The 19,149-nt window shown below is 47.1% G+C and carries 16 protein-coding genes; all 16 read right to left on the reverse strand.

The window, feature by feature from the left end; genetic code table 11:
• Positions 1-132 precede the first annotated feature (132 nt).
• The 16 genes from CHH60_RS07340 to CHH60_RS07415 all read right to left on the reverse strand — a co-directional run bounded on the left by CHH60_RS07340 (position 133) and on the right by CHH60_RS07415 (position 19,141).
• Positions 133-2,865 (reverse strand): FtsK/SpoIIIE family DNA translocase, encoded by a 2,733-nt coding sequence (locus tag CHH60_RS07340; protein WP_095358582.1) that lies wholly within the window; start codon positions 2,863-2,865, stop codon positions 133-135.
• A gap of 90 nt (positions 2,866-2,955) precedes the next feature.
• Positions 2,956-3,186 (reverse strand): YlzJ-like family protein, encoded by a 231-nt coding sequence (locus tag CHH60_RS07345; protein ID WP_095358583.1) that lies wholly within the window; start codon positions 3,184-3,186, stop codon positions 2,956-2,958.
• Entirely contained in the window at positions 3,183-3,956 is a 774-nt protein-coding gene (locus CHH60_RS07350) for a ClpP family protease (RefSeq protein ID WP_371859910.1), read from the reverse strand. Before CHH60_RS07350 ends, CHH60_RS07345 begins: the two co-directional genes overlap by 4 nt.
• 216 nt (positions 3,957-4,172) lie before the next feature.
• Complete coding sequence (locus CHH60_RS07355) at positions 4,173-5,852, reverse strand: ribonuclease J (RefSeq protein WP_095287708.1); 1,680 nt, start codon at positions 5,850-5,852, stop codon at positions 4,173-4,175.
• Positions 5,853-6,325: 473 nt separating this feature from the next.
• Entirely contained in the window at positions 6,326-7,204 is an 879-nt protein-coding gene (gene dapA, locus CHH60_RS07360; RefSeq protein ID WP_095358585.1) for a 4-hydroxy-tetrahydrodipicolinate synthase, read from the reverse strand.
• Between the two features lie 45 nt (positions 7,205-7,249).
• Positions 7,250-8,467, reverse strand: coding sequence for an aspartate kinase (gene dapG, locus CHH60_RS07365; protein ID WP_095358586.1), 1,218 nt, complete (start codon positions 8,465-8,467; stop codon positions 7,250-7,252).
• Positions 8,468-8,883: 416 nt separating this feature from the next.
• Positions 8,884-9,480 carry a dipicolinate synthase subunit B gene (locus tag CHH60_RS07370; protein WP_095358587.1) on the reverse strand — a complete coding sequence of 199 codons (597 nt, stop codon included), beginning with the start codon at positions 9,478-9,480 and terminating at the stop codon, positions 8,884-8,886.
• Positions 9,477-10,376: a dipicolinate synthase subunit DpsA gene (gene dpsA / locus CHH60_RS07375; RefSeq protein ID WP_095358588.1), complete on the reverse strand. Its 900-nt coding sequence runs from the start codon at positions 10,374-10,376 to the stop codon at positions 9,477-9,479. The genes CHH60_RS07370 and dpsA overlap by 4 nt, the downstream gene beginning before the upstream one ends.
• Before the next feature lie 139 nt (positions 10,377-10,515).
• The gene (gene dut / locus CHH60_RS07380; RefSeq protein ID WP_170948039.1) at positions 10,516-10,962 is read right to left on the reverse strand and encodes a dUTP diphosphatase; all 447 of its coding nucleotides are present in this window, start codon (positions 10,960-10,962) and stop codon (positions 10,516-10,518) included.
• A complete protein-coding gene (locus CHH60_RS07385; protein ID WP_095358589.1) occupies positions 10,922-12,205 on the reverse strand; it encodes a M16 family metallopeptidase in 1,284 nt (427 codons plus the stop codon). Before CHH60_RS07385 ends, dut begins: the two co-directional genes overlap by 41 nt.
• 95 nt (positions 12,206-12,300) lie before the next feature.
• A complete protein-coding gene (locus tag CHH60_RS07390) occupies positions 12,301-13,296 on the reverse strand; it encodes a polysaccharide deacetylase family protein (protein ID WP_095358590.1) in 996 nt (331 codons plus the stop codon).
• A 177-nt stretch (positions 13,297-13,473) separates the two neighbouring features.
• Complete coding sequence (pnp, locus tag CHH60_RS07395) at positions 13,474-15,576, reverse strand: polyribonucleotide nucleotidyltransferase (protein WP_095358591.1); 2,103 nt, start codon at positions 15,574-15,576, stop codon at positions 13,474-13,476.
• A 232-nt stretch (positions 15,577-15,808) separates the two neighbouring features.
• Positions 15,809-16,078: a 30S ribosomal protein S15 gene (gene rpsO / locus CHH60_RS07400; protein ID WP_056700672.1), complete on the reverse strand. Its 270-nt coding sequence runs from the start codon at positions 16,076-16,078 to the stop codon at positions 15,809-15,811.
• A 159-nt stretch (positions 16,079-16,237) separates the two neighbouring features.
• Positions 16,238-17,176 carry a bifunctional riboflavin kinase/FAD synthetase gene (locus CHH60_RS07405; RefSeq protein WP_095358592.1) on the reverse strand — a complete coding sequence of 313 codons (939 nt, stop codon included), beginning with the start codon at positions 17,174-17,176 and terminating at the stop codon, positions 16,238-16,240.
• Positions 17,177-17,246: 70 nt separating this feature from the next.
• Entirely contained in the window at positions 17,247-18,170 is a 924-nt protein-coding gene (truB, locus tag CHH60_RS07410; RefSeq protein WP_095358593.1) for a tRNA pseudouridine(55) synthase TruB, read from the reverse strand.
• A complete protein-coding gene (locus CHH60_RS07415) occupies positions 18,164-19,141 on the reverse strand; it encodes a DHH family phosphoesterase (RefSeq protein ID WP_095358594.1) in 978 nt (325 codons plus the stop codon). The genes truB and CHH60_RS07415 overlap by 7 nt, the downstream gene beginning before the upstream one ends.
• Positions 19,142-19,149: the final 8 nt, after the last annotated feature.

The following is a 19,149-nucleotide window of genomic DNA, read 5'->3' on the forward strand; positions in this document are numbered from 1 at the left end:
AAGCCTGCTTGCTTCCTATGCACCAAATCATCCGATCATTGGACAACATGGCAAAACCTCAACGACCATCAACAACAAAAAAGCCCCCAACTTATTGTCAGGGGCTTGCATAGATACAATTCTTAGTGGTACTTAAGAACTTATTTTGTTTTGTTGATATTGTTCCAGCGAAATTAGAACCTCCCTTGGCTTACTGCCCTCATACGGGCCAATAACGCCACGAGCCTCCATCGAATCGATCAGACGTGCAGCGCGAGTATAACCCACACGCATGCGCCGCTGAAGCAAGGATACGGAAGCTTGCTTCGCTTCCAATATAATTTGCACAGCCTGCTCGTACAGTTCATCCTGTACTTCATCTGCCGCTTGAACGGAGTCATCGACTTCAGGAACAATCGATTCATCGTACTGGGCTTCGCCTTGTCCACGCACATAATTAACAATATTCTCAACTTCTTCATCACTCATGAAAGCTCCCTGCACCCGTACAGGCTTGGAAGCCCCCATTGGCATGAACAGCATATCACCGCGACCCAGCAGTTTCTCGGCTCCACCCATATCTAAGATCGTCCGGGAGTCCACCTGTGAAGACACACCGAATGCGATCCGGGAAGGGATATTGGCTTTGATGACACCTGTAATGACATCTACAGAAGGCCGCTGCGTGGCGATGATGAGATGGATTCCGGCTGCACGCGCCATTTGCGCAAGACGGGCAATGGCATCTTCCACATCCCCGGCTGCAACCATCATCAGATCCGCAAGCTCGTCCACTATAACAACGATGTATGGCAACACGGCTGCCGGGTTATCCTTCATCAGGTTGTTGTAACCTTCGACGTTCCGTGTACCCGATTTGGAGAACAGCTCATACCTTTTCTCCATCTCGACCACAATCTTTTTGAGGGCCAGCGAGGCTCTCTTGGGATCCGTAACTACCGGTGCCATCAGATGAGGAATGCCATTGTATACGTTAAGCTCAACCATTTTCGGGTCGACCATCAGAAATTTCACTTCATCCGGTTTCGCTTTGTACAGAATACTTGTGATAATCCCGTTAATACATACCGATTTACCAGAACCCGTAGCACCTGCAACAAGCAAATGGGGCATACGGGCAAGGTTGCCGATGATGGTCTGACCAGAAATATCCCGTCCAAATGCAATAGTCACTTTGGATTCTGCATCCTGAAACGTGGATGTTTCCATAACCTCACGCATCGTTACAACGGAAACTTCACCGTTAGGCACTTCAATACCGATCGCTGATTTACCCGGAATCGGTGCTTCCATCCGGATATCCTTGGCCGCTAATGCCAGTGCGATATCATCAGTCAAACTTACAATCCGGCTAACTTTTACACCTATATCCGGCTGAATCTCATATCGCGTAACTGCTGGTCCTCTAACAACTTCAAGCACTTTCGCCCGCACACCGAAGCTTTCCAGTGTGGCTTCAAGCTTCCGGGCAGTTTGCATATAATCTTTTTGATCCCCACCCTTACCGCCGTTGTTAGGCTTCGCAAGCAGGCGGAACGAAGGGAGTTTATAGGGCTTCGGAGGTGGTGGAGGCGGTTTAACAGGCTCCATCTCCTGCCCCTCAACACTTTCACCGTCCATCACCGAAGATGAATTATTTAACCCACCAGGTTGTCCTTCCGGGCTGTTTTCCATCTCACTCAGGTCATCAGCACTCGCCTCGTTTACAGGCCAATCCGCTCCATCTACCAGTTCATCACTAATTTTGATCGGAATGTCGGCTTCTCGGCTGGAATCTGAAAAGTCCTCAGGAAAAGGATACGCATCGTCCAAATCGTCATCCTTCACATGATCCTCGGATCTGACGTGTTCGAAGAAATCACGAATAATCGGAGCCGAACTGGTTTTCGGTGAAGCAGTCTTTCCAGCAGAGGATGGAACATCCGAGACAAATGATGGCTCTTCATTCCATGATTCTGCGAAATGATCCGGCTCAGCGCGATATAACACTTGCTCTGCTGCCGGTGGCTGCTCTTGCTCCATCTCTCGGTCTGATTTGGTTGTCTCCCGATCCGAACCCCACTTACCAAACAATTGGAAGAAAATGGGTGCTTTCCGCTTGGGAAGATGCATCTCTTCCAAGTCATCCTCTTCATCCTCTTCAATATCTGCCGGAATAGGAACCACTTTACGTGCTGCTCCACCTTTTTTTCCCGAGGATGTTGCAGCAGATCGTGCTGATGGTCTGGACTCCAGCTTTTTGTAGATCGAACTGCCGGCATCCCATACCTTCGTTCTGAATATACGCACCAGATCGACATAGGACAGATTCGTAATCAGCATAAAACTGATAATAAACATCACGATCATGATCAAACGCGCGCCAAGACTACCGAACAGCCAGAGGAACAGAGCAAACTGAGCAGCCCCAATGTAGCCACCACTTATGTCCTTATTTAACATGGAATCACGTTCACCTGGGGCAGGTTGAAGCAGTTCGGTCTGCATATCATTATGTACTTGTGTAATCACCGCACCAGGCTCGAGAGCCCCCACAGGAATAAGCTTCTGATGCATTGCAGATACGGTGCTCATCAACGTTAAAGCAAACACCAGAAGAACAAGCCCGGTCTTGCGAGTAGTCCAACCGCTTGGCCACTTTCGATGAATCATAACCATCAATCCGTAGTAGATCCCAACCAGCGGAATGGCAAAATAGAACTTCCCTAGCATTAATCCGAACATTTTGGATAGTGAACGTCCTACCGTTGCTTCTCCGGATAGAGCGATAACCGCCAGAGTAATGAGCACTATACCATAGATTTCATATTTTAAAACGCCGCTGAACGCAGCGCCTTTTTTCTTCTTCTTTTTTCTTCTGGCCAAAATCAGGTCACCCCCAGAAGAATATTATACCATACAAATTTAATCCGTACATATGTTCTTTTCTTGCCCTATTTGTCTTTTTTCGTCATGTTATGTTGGTCCCGCGTTACCTGAAAGAGGAACTTTGGAGCCAGGCATATTGGCGGGATCAAGGTACGCTTCAAGCGGGCAGTCAAGCAAACGCACTATAACAGCTTCGCTCTCACTAACCGGTCTGATCTGCATCAATAAACCGTTAATCTTGACTTCACGCGTATCCTCCCCTTCATTCCACATCCCCGACCAGAGATGTTCCGGCGGCATTACAGTATACATGGTCATTGTGTAAGGCCTCCTGCCTGCAGGGTCTGTCTCTTGTCTCCCATAAGTTTGTTCAGCTGTGCAATGGCTTGTCCAATACCGCCAACCGCATCCATTAATCCGTATTTGACTGCATCAGCACTCCCCACGGCGGTACCGATATCCCTGTTCAATTCCCCTGTCTTAAACATAAGTTCTTTGAACATGTCCTCCGAAATATTCGAATGCGTGGTGACAAAGCGAACAACCCGTTCCTGCATTTTCTCCATATACTCGAATGTTTGAGGCACCCCAATGACCAGTCCGTTCATCCGGATGGGATGAATCGTCATTGTTGCACTTCCGGCAATCAATGAATAGGTGGATGCTACTGCAATTGGAACCCCAATGCTGTGTCCTCCCCCAATAACAACGGTAACGGTAGGCTTGCTCAGAGAAGCAATCATCTCGGCAATGGCCAACCCTGCCTCCACGTCTCCTCCCACGGTGTTCAGAATAATCAGGATGCCTTCAATCCGGGGATTCTGTTCAGCAGCAACCAATTGCGGGATAATATGCTCGTACTTCGTGGTTTTGTTTTGCGGAGGCAGAATCAAGTGACCTTCGACCTGTCCAATAATCGTCATACAGAAAATATTGGACTCTCCTGCAGGTGATTGAGTCTGTCCGAACTGCTGGATGGCCTCTGTAACTGGAGCCAACCCTTTGTCATCTTGGGCAGGCATGCCCGGTGTCTCTGTCTCGGGTTGATTCGACTTGGATGTCTGTTTGCCATTTATATACTCACTCATTAGATTAATCCCCTTCCCCATAACCATTTTAATGTATTCCTTAGTATGGGGAATTTTCCAGTCTACTTATACCCAATGACCTGCCAAAAATCTCTCACATCCTCCATGGATCCAAACCGTAAAAAACAAAAAAAGCCCCTGATCTACGAGGAACCGTCCAATATTACTCGTAGATCAGGGGCGACTGTGTGCCTGAATATATGATTTTAATGTATTTTAAACTTCCATGATAATTGGCAAAATCATCGGTCTGCGACGAGTTTGCTCATACAGGAAGCGTCCCAGTGCGTCTTTTACATTCGTTTTGAGTGAAGCCCACTCGTTTACGTTCTCACTCATCAACTTTTGCAGAGTGCTGCTGACAATACGGTTGGCTTCATCAAGCAATCCTTCGGATTCCCGTACGTATACAAATCCACGGGAGATGATATCCGGACCGGATACAATTTTACCATCCTGTTTGCTCAGGGTAACTACAACGACAAGAATACCATCTTGGGATAACAGTTTGCGATCACGCAATACGATGTTACCTACATCGCCTACACCCAATCCGTCGATCAATACGTTGCCTGCAGTAACTTTACCGGCCTTGCGTGCTGCTCCGCCTTGAATCTCAACCACTTCACCGATATCCGTGATGAAGATGTTATCAGGGTCGATACCTACAGATTCAGCAAGAACGGCGTGGCGGCGCTGCATACGGAACTCGCCGTGAATTGGCAAGAAGAATTTAGGTTTCATCAGGTTAAGCATCAGCTTGAGCTCTTCCTGGCTACCGTGTCCGGATACGTGTACACCGCTGTTCGCACCACTGTAATGCACATTAGCTCCGAGACGGAACAGTTCATCAATGGTACGGCCTACATACTTCTCATTACCTGGTACCGGCGTTGCTGCAATAATAACCGTGTCACCAGGAAGAATGTCTACTTTACGATGAGTAGAACGAGCCATCCGAGTCAATGCAGACATTGGCTCGCCTTGACTTCCTGTGCAGAGAATAACAACACGGTCAGCAGCCATTTTACCAACTTCTTCAGGTTCAATGATCATGCCGTCCGGAATATCCAGATAGCCCAGATCCGAAGCAATACCTACAACATTCACCATGCTGCGTCCAATGACAGCCACTTTGCGGCCAGTCACTTCTGCTGCATTAATGACCTGTTGAATCCGGTGTACGTTGGAAGCAAAGGTAGCGACAACAACACGCTGGCTCGCTTTACGGAAGATATCTTCCAGAACGATACCCACATTTTTCTCAGAAGGCGTAAAGCCTGGTTTCTCGGCATTGGTACTATCTGACAAAAGCGCAAGTACGCCATTTGTACCGATCTGTGCCATACGTTGAAGATCGGCATATTGACCATTGACTGGTGTGTGGTCGAATTTGAAGTCACCTGTATGAACTACAGCACCTTCTGGTGTTTCAACACATACACCAACGGAATCCGGAATACTATGGTTAGTAGCAAAGAATGTTGCTTTCAATACCGATCCAAGTTGAATCTCGGAATCAGCATCAATCAGAATGCGTTTTGTTTCACCCAGCAAATTGGCTTCTTTCAGCTTGTTTTCCACCAGTCCGAGTGTAAGCTTGGTTCCGTATACAGGGACGTTAAGGTGTTTCAGAACATACGGCAATCCACCGATATGATCTTCGTGACCGTGAGTCAAAATGATACCTCTTACTTTGTCACGGTTCTCAGTCAAGTACGAAATGTCAGGAATGACAATGTCTATTCCAAGCATATCTTCTTCAGGGAACTTAAGGCCAGCATCTACGACAACAATGTCGTTAGCGTATTGGATGACATACATATTTTTACCAATCTCGCCTACGCCGCCCAGTGCAAAAATCATCAGTTTATCGTTATTATTTTTCTTAGACAAATGAATCTGAACCTCCTATGGTAGTTGGACGTCGTACCTTATTATTTTATTTATTGTAAGTTAAAAAAGTAATCTCCACATAACAAACCAATAGATAGGCATGTATGCAAAAGAACACCTTTATTCACGATATTTGGAAGAAGTTCTTCGAAGTAATTCCCCTTCACCAACAAGTTGGGTTTGAAATCATTCCTTCTTAGCCGTTCCTTCCCTTTTCACCGCAAAGCCACATCTCGAAACGATGTCGCTTTCAATTTCAAAAAAATACCGCACCCAGTCACTTGACATCATTATACATGATTAAAAACAAAAAAAACAAGTCACTCTGTCGTTGAGCCCTAGGTTTCCCTTTATCAGCAAGGATGAAACAACCCAAAAAAGCGAAAAAAGAACCGCTTCTTCTTTTCCAGAAGAGCGGTTCCTGTCTGTTTAAAAAAGGTTGCCAAGATTAATAATTTCAAGACTTGTGCCTGCTATTCATTAAACAAGCCACGGATAAAGCTCTGCTCGTCTTCGGTTGGAGCAATGAGCGGTAGACGTACAGAACCCACATTCATCCCACGTAACGTCAGTGCATATTTCACTGCAACCGGGTTCGGCAAAGGCTGAGGACACTCAAACAAACCTTTGAACACCGGGAAAAGCTGCTGATGCAACTTCGTTGCCTTTTGAGTGTCTCCGCCGACAAAGGAATCAATCATCTGCTTCATCTCTGAACCAACCACATGACTCGCGACGCTAACAATGCCGTATGCCCCCACCGTGATAGCTGGTAAGCCTGACGCATCGTCTCCCGTATATACTTTAAAATGATCGGGTGCACCTGCAGCGACGAGTGTCACATGCTCCAAAGAAGCACATTCTTTCGTAGCCACGATATTCGGTATCTGAGCCAGACGAAGCGTTGTGGCCGCAGACAAGCAGGCTGAGGTACGCCCTGGTACGTTATATAGCATAACAGGCAGTTTGGTTGAGCTCGCGATGGCTTCAAAATGTTGGAACATGCCTTCCTGGCTTGGTTTGTTGTAATAAGGAACGACCAAAAGGACCCCATCCACGCCGACACGTTCAGCTTCTTGAGTCAGATGAATCGAATGGGCAGTATTGTTAGACCCTGTTCCGGCAATGATTTTGCATCTTCCTGCAGCATGCTTTACTGCAAACTCAAAAAGCTGCACCTTCTCACTGTCGCTAAGTGTAGGAGATTCACCGGTTGTACCGGACACCACAAGTGCTTCAGATTTTTGATCTGCAATTAAATAGTCTATAAGCCTTGCAGTTTCCTCCCAATGAATCTCCCCCTGTTCGTTGAACGGAGTGACCATTGCTGTAATCAATCTTCCAAAGTCCAATTCGATTTCCTCCTTCAAAACAGGTCTGGCTCCGATCGCTTCTATTTACAGATGAAGTTCGAATGAGGTATGAAGCGCCCTCAGGGCCTGAACCATATCTTCTTTTTTTACAAGTACCCAGATGGTTGTGTTCGAATCTGCCGATTGCAAAATCTGAATGTCAGCCAGTGTTAACGATTCAACGATTCTTGCCATGATGCCAGGCACACCGTTAATTCCACCGCCGATCACCGAAACTTTGGCACAGCCGGACAGACTTTGAGGTTTAAGACCAATCTCTTGCAATACTTGAATTGCTTTTTCAGAGTCACTGTCAAATACGGTATAGACGACTCCTGAAGGGGTAACATTAATAAAATCAACACTAATCGAATTTTCAGCCATTGTTTTGAAGACTTTCAGCTGCAGCCGATCTGCGCCTCCAGGTACATCCACTGTGATTTGGGTAACATTGCTAACGTAAGCAATACCCGTCACATAACGATCTACTATGCCTGTCTGCACATCCTGGAAGCCTTCCGGATGGGTAACAAGGGTTCCTTCGCTGTCGGCAAAAGTGGAACGCACGCGTACAGGAATCTGGGATTGCATTGCAATTTCAACTGCTCGGGGGTGAATAACCTTGGCCCCATGATGCGCCATATTACAGATCTCCGCATAACTCACCACAGTTAACGGACGTGCATCCTCAACAATTCGCGGATCGGCAGTTAAAATGCCGTTTACATCCGTATAGATATCCACCATCTCCGCATGAAGAGCAGCCCCCAGTGCCGTCGCTGATGTATCACTACCCCCACGACCTAAAGTGGTAAAGTCCCCGCTCTCTGTCTGCCCTTGGAAACCAGTAACAATAACAACACGATTCTTTTGAAGCTCCTCCAGCACACGAACAGGACGGACATCCAAAATCCGGGCATTCCCGAAATTGTCGTCCGTCACAAAGCCTGCCTGCGCACCAGTCAGTACAGTGGTGGGGATGTTTTCATGTTCCAGAAGACTGCTGAGCGTTGTAGCTGATATGATTTCACCGCAGCACAATAATAAATCCTTTTCACGTGCAGACAGCGAATTACCATTTTGTGCTGCCCAGTCGAGCAGTGTATCTGTAGCATAGGGTTCACCCCGGCGGCCCATAGCGGACACAACAATGACAAGACTAAGTCCTGCCTCAAGTTCACGTTTAATATGACGGAGCACGTGCTCTCTCGCCTGAACTGTAGAGAGCGACGTGCCTCCAAATTTCTGTACCATGATACGCATCTTAATTCCTCCATTTGTGTACGCAAGAAGACTGGACACGGTCAAATCAACAAATGGATCAACCCAGGGAGCGTTCCGATGCAATAAATTCAGCAATGATTACGACATTATATGCCGTTTTTCCTCTGTAGATTGCTCAAAGCAATTCACAAACTGAAGCTCGGTTGTCACCGATCACGACATGCATATCTTCATGAACGCATCCCGCTTGCGATCATTTCACTGCAAGCAGGAATGCCCTTCAACGACAGGAACGCGTACACAGAAAGCTGTTAAACTTCCGACATATCGTCCCCCATGATTTTCTTTGTCTACCCTAACCAAGTTCAATTCTTCATGCGTATAACCGTTATCCTGGAACTTCTCCACTCCGAAATCAAACCCGTAAGCATTAGTTAAACTTGGTTAATAAACGATTAAGCCTGTGCAGAACGTTCCACAATCATTGGCTGTAACTGTTTACCTTCCAGTGCACTCCAGCATGCCTCCGGAATAAGTTCCATTTTAGCTACTAACGAGTTTGGTTTCTTCACCGGATCATCCTGCCCGAACGGTACAAAGTACATATATTTTGCCACAAGCAGTTTGGCGATGTTCGCGGCATTCAGTCCTAGACCATCATTTGTGGAGATAGCAAGCACTACCGGACGCTGATTCCGCATCTGGGCTTTGGCTGCCATCAGCACAGGGCTATCGGTCATCGCATTAGCCAGCTTACTGGTGGTGTTCCCTGTGCAGGGAGCAATCACGAGCACATCAAGCAATTTGGCTGGCCCGAGCGGTTCCGCCTCAACAATTGTAGAAATAATATCATTACCGGTTATATCTTTCAACTGTTTTTGCCAGTTCTGAGCCGTACCAAAGCGTGTATCCGTTGTTAATACCGAATTAGAAATAATCGGAATGACATTTGCGCCCTCAGCCACAAACCGGCTAATTACCGGCATAACCTCTTCAAACGTACAATGAGAACCTGTAATCGCATAACCTACCGTTTTACCCTTCCAGTTCATAGTTCAACCTCCCGTGCGTTTTGTTCTTCCAAAAGCAAACGGATCAACACGTCGGCAATAATGCCGCCAGCCGTTTTGGGAGCAACAATGCCGGGGAGGCCTGGCGCCAGAAGCGCTTTAATGCCGCGTTTTTCAGCATATCTGAAATCGCAGCCGCCAGGAGCGGATGCGAGGTCAATAATGACTGCTTTTTGCGGCATTCTGGACAGGATTTGTGCTGTGATTATCATAGTCGGTATCGTATTAAAAAGCAAGTCAACTGCCCCGGTTTGAGCGGCCAAATCCGTTGTCATGAAAGGCTTCCAGCCCATGATGTTAGCCCTAGCTGCATCTTCTTCCCGTCTGATTCCCACCCGTACATTTGCCCCAAGACCCTGGAGCGTTTTCGCCATTGTGAATCCCGTTCGGCCGAGCCCAAGCACAATACATTCCGACCCGTGGATCGTGAAGTCCGTCTCCCGAATCGCCATCGCGACCGCTCCCTCAGCTGTCGGTATCGAGTTGTAGAGCGCAATATCGTCACGATCCAATACCTCAATAAGCCGCAAGCCGTTATCCACGCACAACTCACGCAAAAATGGCTTTGCCATTCCTGTGAAAACAATACAATGCTCTGGCAATGCCGCTATCTGTTCTTTTTTGAGGAAAATCGGCAAGTCACTGAATGAGGTGCTTACTTTCCCCTGATCATCACATCCAACCACGGGCAGCACCAGCACATCCGCAGATGCCAACACCTCATCCTCCAGCTCATGATGTTCGATCCCCGGAATAGAACGCTCCAGCTTGTCGAAACCGACCACACTCACTGTGGCATCCAGCTCTGCGCATTTTTGAATGACTTCAAGCTGCCGCGCATCTCCGCCCAGGACTACTATCCGGACTCCGGTCAGCATCGGGACGTCACTCCTTTCACCACATGTATGCCTTATCGTATGCAGGGGCCCACAGGGGGGTGAAAACATTTCCTATCTCTTCTTCAAACAAAAAAGGCCTTCCCACATGGGAAGGCCCTTCATCATTCGTAGTCGTTTATTATTTTCCGGTATGACCGAATCCACCTTCGCCGCGAACCGTTTCCGAAAGTTCGCTCACTTCGGTTAGTTCAACAGCAGGCACAGTTTGAAACACGATCTGGGCAATGCGTTCACCCCGTACAATCGTGAATGGCTCCTGGCCTAGATTAATCAAAAGCACTTTAACCTCACCCCGGTAATCCGCATCGATGGTACCCGGTGTGTTTAAACAGGTAATGCCATGTTTGAACGCCAGGCCACTGCGTGGGCGAATCTGTGCTTCAAGGCCCGCAGGCATAGCCATAGCCAGACCTGTCGGAATCAGCGTGCGCTGTCCCGGCTGCAGTACAACGTCCTCCTGAAGCGCAGCAACTACATCAAAGCCAGATGCAAGCTCCGACATTTTTTGAGGCAGTTTTATATCTTCATTGCCCGGTAACTTTTGAATTTGAACGTAATGCAACAAAATCATCCCTTCTTAATCCAGCAATGGTGCGATCAGAGGCACCGACCATAGCAAGCGCAAATGGCTCCGCGAACATCAGGTCAAGTACAGCATCGATATCTTCCATCGTTACTTGTTCAATTTTGGCAATCATTTCATCCAGCGTATGGTGTCTGCCCAGCATCAGTTCGTTTTTGCCCAAACGATTCATCCGGCTTCCCGTGCTTTCCAAACTGAGAATCAGACTTCCCTTCAGCTGTTCTTTTCCTTTGCGCAGTTCATCTTCCGTCAGACCGTTAACTGCAAGATCCTGTAGTACCTCTTTGGTCAGGTCCAACACTTCTTTTGTTTGTTTTGGTGCAGTACCTGCATATATCGTGAACAGACCGCTATCCGCATGTGAACTGTGATACGAATATACGGAGTATGCCAGTCCGCGTTTTTCACGAATTTCCTGGAACAGTCTGGAGCTCATGCCGCCACCAATAGCATTGTTCAATACAACCATGGCAAACTGCAGTGGGTCTCCTATTTTGCAGCCCGGGAACGAAATACAGATATGGTTCTGTTCCGTTTTCTTCTTGTGAAAGAGCTGCCCGCTCTGGAATTTGGGAACGGTAATCTGTTCTGCCTCACCATGAACGTCAAATGATCCAAAGTGTTTTTCCATCAACTCAATTACACTGTCATCAATATTACCTGCAATACTAATCACTGTGTTCTCAATGGTGTAGTGCTCTTTCATATAAGCACGCAGATCGTTCGAACCCATCGCTTTGAGTCGTTCCTCCGTACCCAAAATCGGGTAAGCCAGTGGATGCTCTCCATAAGCAGCCGTAGCCATCAGATCATGTACCATATCATCCGGGGTATCCTCGTACATTGAAATCTCTTCCAGGATGACATTTTTCTCTTTGATGAGCTCGCCATCATCCATTTTGGAACGGAAAAACATGTCAGACAATACATCTACAGCGATAGGCAGATGTTCATCCAGTACTTTAGCATAATAACACGTGTATTCTTTTGAAGTGAACGCGTTCACGTTACCGCCGATAGCATCAAACTGTTCCGCAATTGCCTTGGCATCGTAACGATCCGTTCCCTTGAACAACATGTGCTCAATAAAATGTGATACTCCATTGTTAACAGGCTGCTCGTTGCGCGATCCTGTCTTGACCCATATACCAAAAGACACGGAACGACAGGTCGGAATCTGTTCCATGACTACCCTGAGGCCATTGCCCAGCTGAATTTTTTTCACGGTTGGCCCTCCTACATCTCTATAATTGCCCTGATCTCCAAAAAACGAAATCGACATTTGGTTCCAACTGTTTGATATTAACAAAAAAACGCCGCTCACTCAACCGCTGGAGCTTTTATGCGTTCCGAAGATAACGTCTCACTCACTGTACCCAGAACGAGGCCTTTCGCACGAATCGAATCAATCATGCCTTTTAGTGCTCCTGATGAGGATGCAGTGGGATGCATCAAAATTAACGTACCCGCTTCCACTTTTGCCCCAATTTTATTTACAATGGAAGCTGAACTTGGCTTTCTCCAATCGACGGTATCCAGTGTCCAGAGGACCGTTTGCAACCCCATGCTTGAGGCAATGTCTACGGTTTTCTGATTAAAGTCACCTGACGGGGGGGCAAACCAGCGGTTTTCCACCCCTAGCGTCTCTTTGAGCAGATCCTCTGTCTTGCTTATCTCAAGTCTGGCCCGTTCTGCACTCAATCGACTCATGTTCGGATGAGAGTAGGCATGGTTGGACAGTTCATGACCTCGTTTCTGAATCTCTTTGGCGAGCTCGGCATTTTTCTTTAACCAGCTTCCATCCAGAAAAAAGGTCGCCTTCACCTTCTCGGCATCGAGCGTGTCAAGCATCGGGATGATATACTCATTCCCCCAAGCCACATTAATCATAAACGAAACCATCGGTTTTGCCGGATTCCCCCGGTATACCGGATGAGCCCCAAGATCCTTGAGTTGGATTTCTGGTTCAACCTGACGATAAACATATGCAATTTTGGTATTGAGGTTACCACCCAGTGCCTTGCGATACGTGGCTTCCACATCAATCTCCAAGCCGTTATATCCCGGTATCGCCTTCCACACCCTGTCCACTTTGGCGTTGACCGGAGCTACTCTTGTTTCGGCCGCTTTATCCCGGATCGCCGACAACAGGGCATCCTCTCCAGTCGCCTCTTGAAACATATCGAATGCATTTTGTGTCCCCGGGCCATCCCGAATCTCCGTAATGTATGTACGTACACTGCCTACTTGTCCGACCAGTATGACAGCCGCCACACCCGCCAGAACTGCAACCAGCTTTTTGGATTGGTTTTTCACAGTTCCATCCTCCCGCCGTCTTTGTCCCCATCATATGAGGACAAGGGCAAGAATATGAACAAATTCAGGCAGTCTTTTGAAACCCATTACCGTTTCCGATTTTAGACGTTAAAAAAAGAGCCAGAAATACACATTCTGTCTCTTCATTCAATGGATCTGTAAAAATCAAGGCAGAGCTTAGGACTGCGCCGGAGCTTCAGCCGTCAATACTGCTTTGCGGGACAAGTTGATACGACCTTGTTGGTCAATTTCCGTTACTTTAACGGTAATGGAATCACCTACGGCTACAACATCTTCTACTTTGGCAACACGCTCTGTTGACAGTTGTGAGATGTGAACCAGACCCTCTTTGTTCGGCAGAACTTCGACAAATGCACCGAATTTCTCAACACGTTTTACTTTGCCGACATAAATCTCGCCGACCAGCACTTCACGTACGATTCCTTCGATAATCGATTTTGCCTTATCGTTCATGTCCTGGTTGGAAGAAGCGATAAATACGCGTCCATCCTGTTCAATATCAATTTTAACACCAGTTTCCTCGATGATTTTATTGATAATTTTACCACCCGCACCAATAACATCACGGATCTTATCCGGATTAATATGCATAGTCGTAATCTTAGGCGCATATTGAGACAGCTGCTCACGCGGTGTTTTCATTACTTCAGTCATTTTGCCCAGGATATGCATACGACCTTCTTTGGCTTGAGCCAAAGCTTCGGACAAAATTTGACGATCAATACCATCAATTTTAATATCCATCTGGATCGCTGTTACACCTTCAGGTGTTCCTGCCACTTTGAAGTCCATGTCGCCCAGGTGATCTTCCATACCTTGAATATCACTAAGAATGGACACATGCTCTCCATCTTTGATCAGACCCATAGCTACCCCAGCAACCGGAGCTTTAATTGGTACACCAGCATCCATCATCGCAAGCGTACTTGCGCAGATACTTGCTTGTGAAGTTGATCCGTTTGATTCCAATACTTCTGATACCAGACGAATTGTGTACGGGAAGTCCGTCTCCGAAGGAATAACTTTAGAAAGAGCACGTTCACCCAATGCACCATGTCCAATCTCACGACGGCCTGGAGCACGCAATGGACGAGCTTCACCCACGCTAAATGGCGGGAAGTTGTAATGATGCATGAAGCGTTTGGTTTCTTCCAAACTGATTCCGTCCAGAATCTGAACATCACCCAATGCACCCAAGGTACAAATGCTAAGCGCTTGTGTTTGACCACGTGTGAACAAGCCGGAACCATGTGTACGCGGCAGCAAAGATGTATCACACTCAATTGGACGAATCTCAGCAAGTCCGCGTCCATCCGGACGAACCTTATCATGTGTGATCAAGCGGCGCACTTCTTCTTTGACGATGTCGTGCAGCACTTCTTTCACGTCTTTGAGCAGTTCAGGAGTCTCGATGTATTGCTCTTCAAAATGAGCAACGGTTTCGTCATTCACTGCATCAATCGCATCTTGACGAGCATGCTTCTCAGCGATTTTAACTGCTTCTACCAAGCGAGCACTCGCATATTCACGTACAGCACTGTTCACTTCCGCATTTACAGCGTGCAGTTTTACAGCCATTTTTTCTTTGCCGGCCACTTGAACCAGTTCTTCAATGACAGCCACAATGTTCTTGATTTCATCATGTCCGAACATGATAGCTTCAAGCATGACTTCTTCCGGAACTTCGTTTGCTTCTGCCTCTACCATCATGATGGCATCTTTGGTTCCTGCAACAACGAGTTCAATTTCACTGACTTCAAGCTGTGCAATGGTTGGGTTGATAATGAATTCGCCATCAATACGTCCCACTTTTACGCCACCGATTGGCCCGTTGAATGGTACATCCGAAATGCTCAGTGCAGCCGATGTACCGATCATGGCAGCAATCTGTGGTTCACAGTCCTGATCAACACTCATAACGATGTTTAGAACTTGTACATCATTACGGAAACCTTCAGGGAACAGTGGACGAATTGGACGGTCTGTCAGACGACTAGCAAGAATGGCTTTCTCGCTTGGTCTTCCTTCCCGTTTAATGAATCCGCCTGGAATTTTACCTACAGCATACAATCTTTCCTCATAATTCACCGTGAGTGGGAAAAAGTCCAGATCTTTCGGTTCGCTTGATGCTGTAACGGTACACAAAACAACCGTATCTCCGTATGTTACTTTAACAGCAGCATTTGCCTGTTTAGCCAAACGTCCTGTTTCAAGCACAAGCGTTCTTCCACCAAGCTGCATTTCAACACGTTTTTCCATGAAATCCCTCCTTCTAATCGTTCCTAACACAATGGATTCTGCATTTTCTCAGTATTTCCTGCTTGTCCTGCATTCATTAACTTGCAAAACAAAAGCTCCTTGCGGAGCTGTCATCTACAAATATATGGCAACATGTTCATCTACAAAACAACCCGGCTGTAAACTCCGCTTGTCCTCAATACAGAGGAACGTCGGAAAACAGCCAGGTTGGTTTTGAAAACATGTACGATAATTAGCGACGCAATCCGAGTTTCTCGATCAATGCGCTGTAACGTTTAACATCTTTGTTTTTCACGTAAGCCAAAAGCTTACGACGTTGACCTACCATTTTCAAAAGTCCACGACGTGAGTGGTGGTCTTTCTTATGCGTACGCAAGTGGTCTGTCAAACTTCTGATGTTTTCCGTAAGGATAGCAACTTGCACCTCAGGTGATCCAGTATCGGACTCATGAGTTTTGTGCTCGTCGATCAGTTGTTGTTTACGTTCTTGAGTCAATGCCATCCTATTCACCTCCTTCATTATAATCGCCATTAGCCTCGTTACCGCCGGTGAGAGCGTGCAACCAAGCCAAGGTTGTCTGTTGTCCAAAACGACAACGTAGTACATTATATCATAGTTGCCTAACCAAAGTAAATGTAAACATACATTTTACTCAAAATTTCAACCTAAGAGTCTTGCCGCAGTCAAGGCATCTTCCCGAATCTGGCTGATCAGAGCGTCGATGGAGTCAAACTTGCGTTCTTCCCGAATATAGTGAACCAGTTCAACCTTCAGTTCCTCATCATAAAGATGCCCTTCAAAATCAAGCACATGTACTTCAAATGTAGGCTTCATCCCGCTATCGTGGAACGTAGGTTTCACACCGAGGTTCATTACCCCTCGCAACGACTGCTTCCCATGATATACGCGTACGGCATACACACCTTTTGCTGGTGCCACATAATGATCTGTTAATTCGAGATTGGCAGTAGGGAAACCAATAGTCCGGCCGCGTTTCTCTCCGTGGATAACGGTTCCTCTGATACTGTATGGTCGTCCAAGCCACTGACTTGCCTCATCCAGTTCTCCACGTTTAAGCAAACCACGAATTAAAGAACTGCTAACCTTCTCGCCATTAAGCAGGAATGGAGGTACAGTTTCTACAGCCATCTCATTGCTGCCCAGCGAACGAAGCATCTGTTCATCACCAGCTCCCTTGTGACCAAAACGGAAGTCAAAACCAACGACCGCCGTTCGTGTCTGAAGCGGAATCAACAGATCATGTACAAACTGCTCCGGTGTCAAATGTGAAAATTCTTCATTAAACTCCACAACATATAACACGTCAACGCCCATCTCTGCCAAGATATCTTCCTTATCTCTCAGGGGCGTCAAATAACCTTCATAATCTCCTTTGCGCATGACTTCCTTCGGATGCGGATGGAAGGTCATTACCGCTGACTGCATGCCCTTTTCACGAGCAATGCGGACAGCTGACAGAATGACGCTTGCATGTCCGAGATGCATTCCGTCGAATTGGCCAATGGCCAGCACCTGGGGTTGTCTACGCAATTCATCGGAAGTTAATGTCTGCGGATACGTTAGCATTACGGTTTTCATACAATCATTCACCTGCATTTCACTTGATAGACCGAGCTTAACATCACATGAACCTAAACTCAAGGCCTCTTTATTCCGGTAAAAATACCTTAACAGCTCGAACTGTTGGTTTATGTTCATCCCGTTCGAAAATACCGAGAAATGTGCCATCCTGAGCATATAACCGCAAAAGTCCTGGCTGTTCCACGGGCGGTTCCAATAGACGTGCAGACAATTTCTGTCCTTGGAGAGCGCCTTTGGTGTTATCCTCTGGAACTTTATGGGCAGGCATGTAGTCAACCGCATCATCTACCGAAATCAGCACTTCAGCCAGCGTACCTGCGGCCATGTGCTGTTCCACATCCTCAAATCGCAAGCACCGATCCGCTGTGATTCCTGCAGAAATGGTACGCTCAAGCTGTACCATGGTAGATGGGTAACCCAGTTCTCGGCCGATATCTACGCACAATGTTCGAATATATGTTCCTTTAGAACATAATGCCCTGAAGGAAATATCTGTCGTGTCACCATGCGTTTCGATTCCGGTCAGTTCAATCTCGTAAATCGTAACCTCACGGCTCTTACGCTCCACTGTTTTGCCTTCACGTGCAAGCTCATACAGACGTTTACCGTCGACTTTTACCGCTGAATACATGGGTGGAACCTGCGAAATCGTACCCTTAAACTGATTCAGGACCTCAAGCACCTGTTCTTCGGTAACTTGGACTGATTCTTCCGCACGTTCAATAACCGCACCTGTCAGATCCTCCGTGTCCGTAGACAGGCCCAATCGTAGTGTTGCCAAGTACTCTTTCGGAAGTTCCTGCATGTATTCGACTACCCGTGTGGCCCGACCGAGGCACAGCGGAAGTACACCTGTAACTTGTGGGTCCAATGTTCCGGTGTGTCCAATACGCTTCATTTTCAGAATGCGTCGCATTTTGGCTACAACATCATGCGAGGTGAATCCTGCCGGCTTGTATACAGGCAAAATTCCTTCAAGTGGTTTTACCATTGCGCATTCACCTGCTTCAGCACTTTGGCTACGATCTCTTCCAACTCACCTTCCACACGACACCCGGCAGCCAGTACGTGGCCTCCCCCGCCAAATGTCTGTGCAAGCGCAGCAACATCGACTTTGCCTGCCGACCGAAGAGACACTTTCACCGCGTTATTGTTGATGACTTTGAAAAAAATCCCCACTTCTACACCTTGAATATTACGGGGATAGTTTACAACGCCTTCGAGATCCTCATTAGCCGCTCCGCAAGCAATCATATCTTCAGGCGTAATAACCACCCAGGCAATTTTTCCATCCTCTGTCATCTGCAGACTCGAAAGCGCCTGATTCAATATCCGAACTTGGGGAAGCGTAACCTGTTCAAGCAAAATTTGCGCAAGGTACGGTCCATTTACACCATGCTCAAGCAATTTGGATGCTGTTGACATCACATTTGGACTGGTATTCGCGTACCGGAACCCGCCTGTATCCGTAAGCAACCCTGTATAGATAGCCGTTGCAGCATCTTGATTCAACGTCACCGGGAACAAGTTTACAAAATCAAACAGGATCTCTGCAGTAGCTGCTGCATCCGGCTTAATGATATTAACCGTTCCATAAGCATCATTGGTGGGATGGTGATCAATATTTAGAATAACAGCATCTTCTTCGAAATAATGGCGAGTTAGGCCCACTCTTGCAAAATCTGCACAGTCTACACAAATCACTGCTTTATATTTACGCTGCGGTGGTTGCTCGGTCATGTTCACGATTTCATCTGCACCCCACAAAAAGCGCATCCGCTGCGGGATCTCACCTTCATTGATCATCGTGAATGTCTTCCCCAGACATGACAGCAGCCAGCCCACTGTTATCGTCGAGCTGACTGCGTCACCGTCCGGCTGTACATGCGACACGACCAGGTAATCATCATGCTCCAGCAGGAATTGCTTTCCTGCCTGAAGCGCCTGTTCATAAGTGTGCATTGCCGTCT

The organism is Paenibacillus sp. 7523-1 (assembly GCF_002276415.1).
Lineage (GTDB): Bacteria > Bacillota > Bacilli > Paenibacillales > Paenibacillaceae > Paenibacillus > Paenibacillus illinoisensis_A.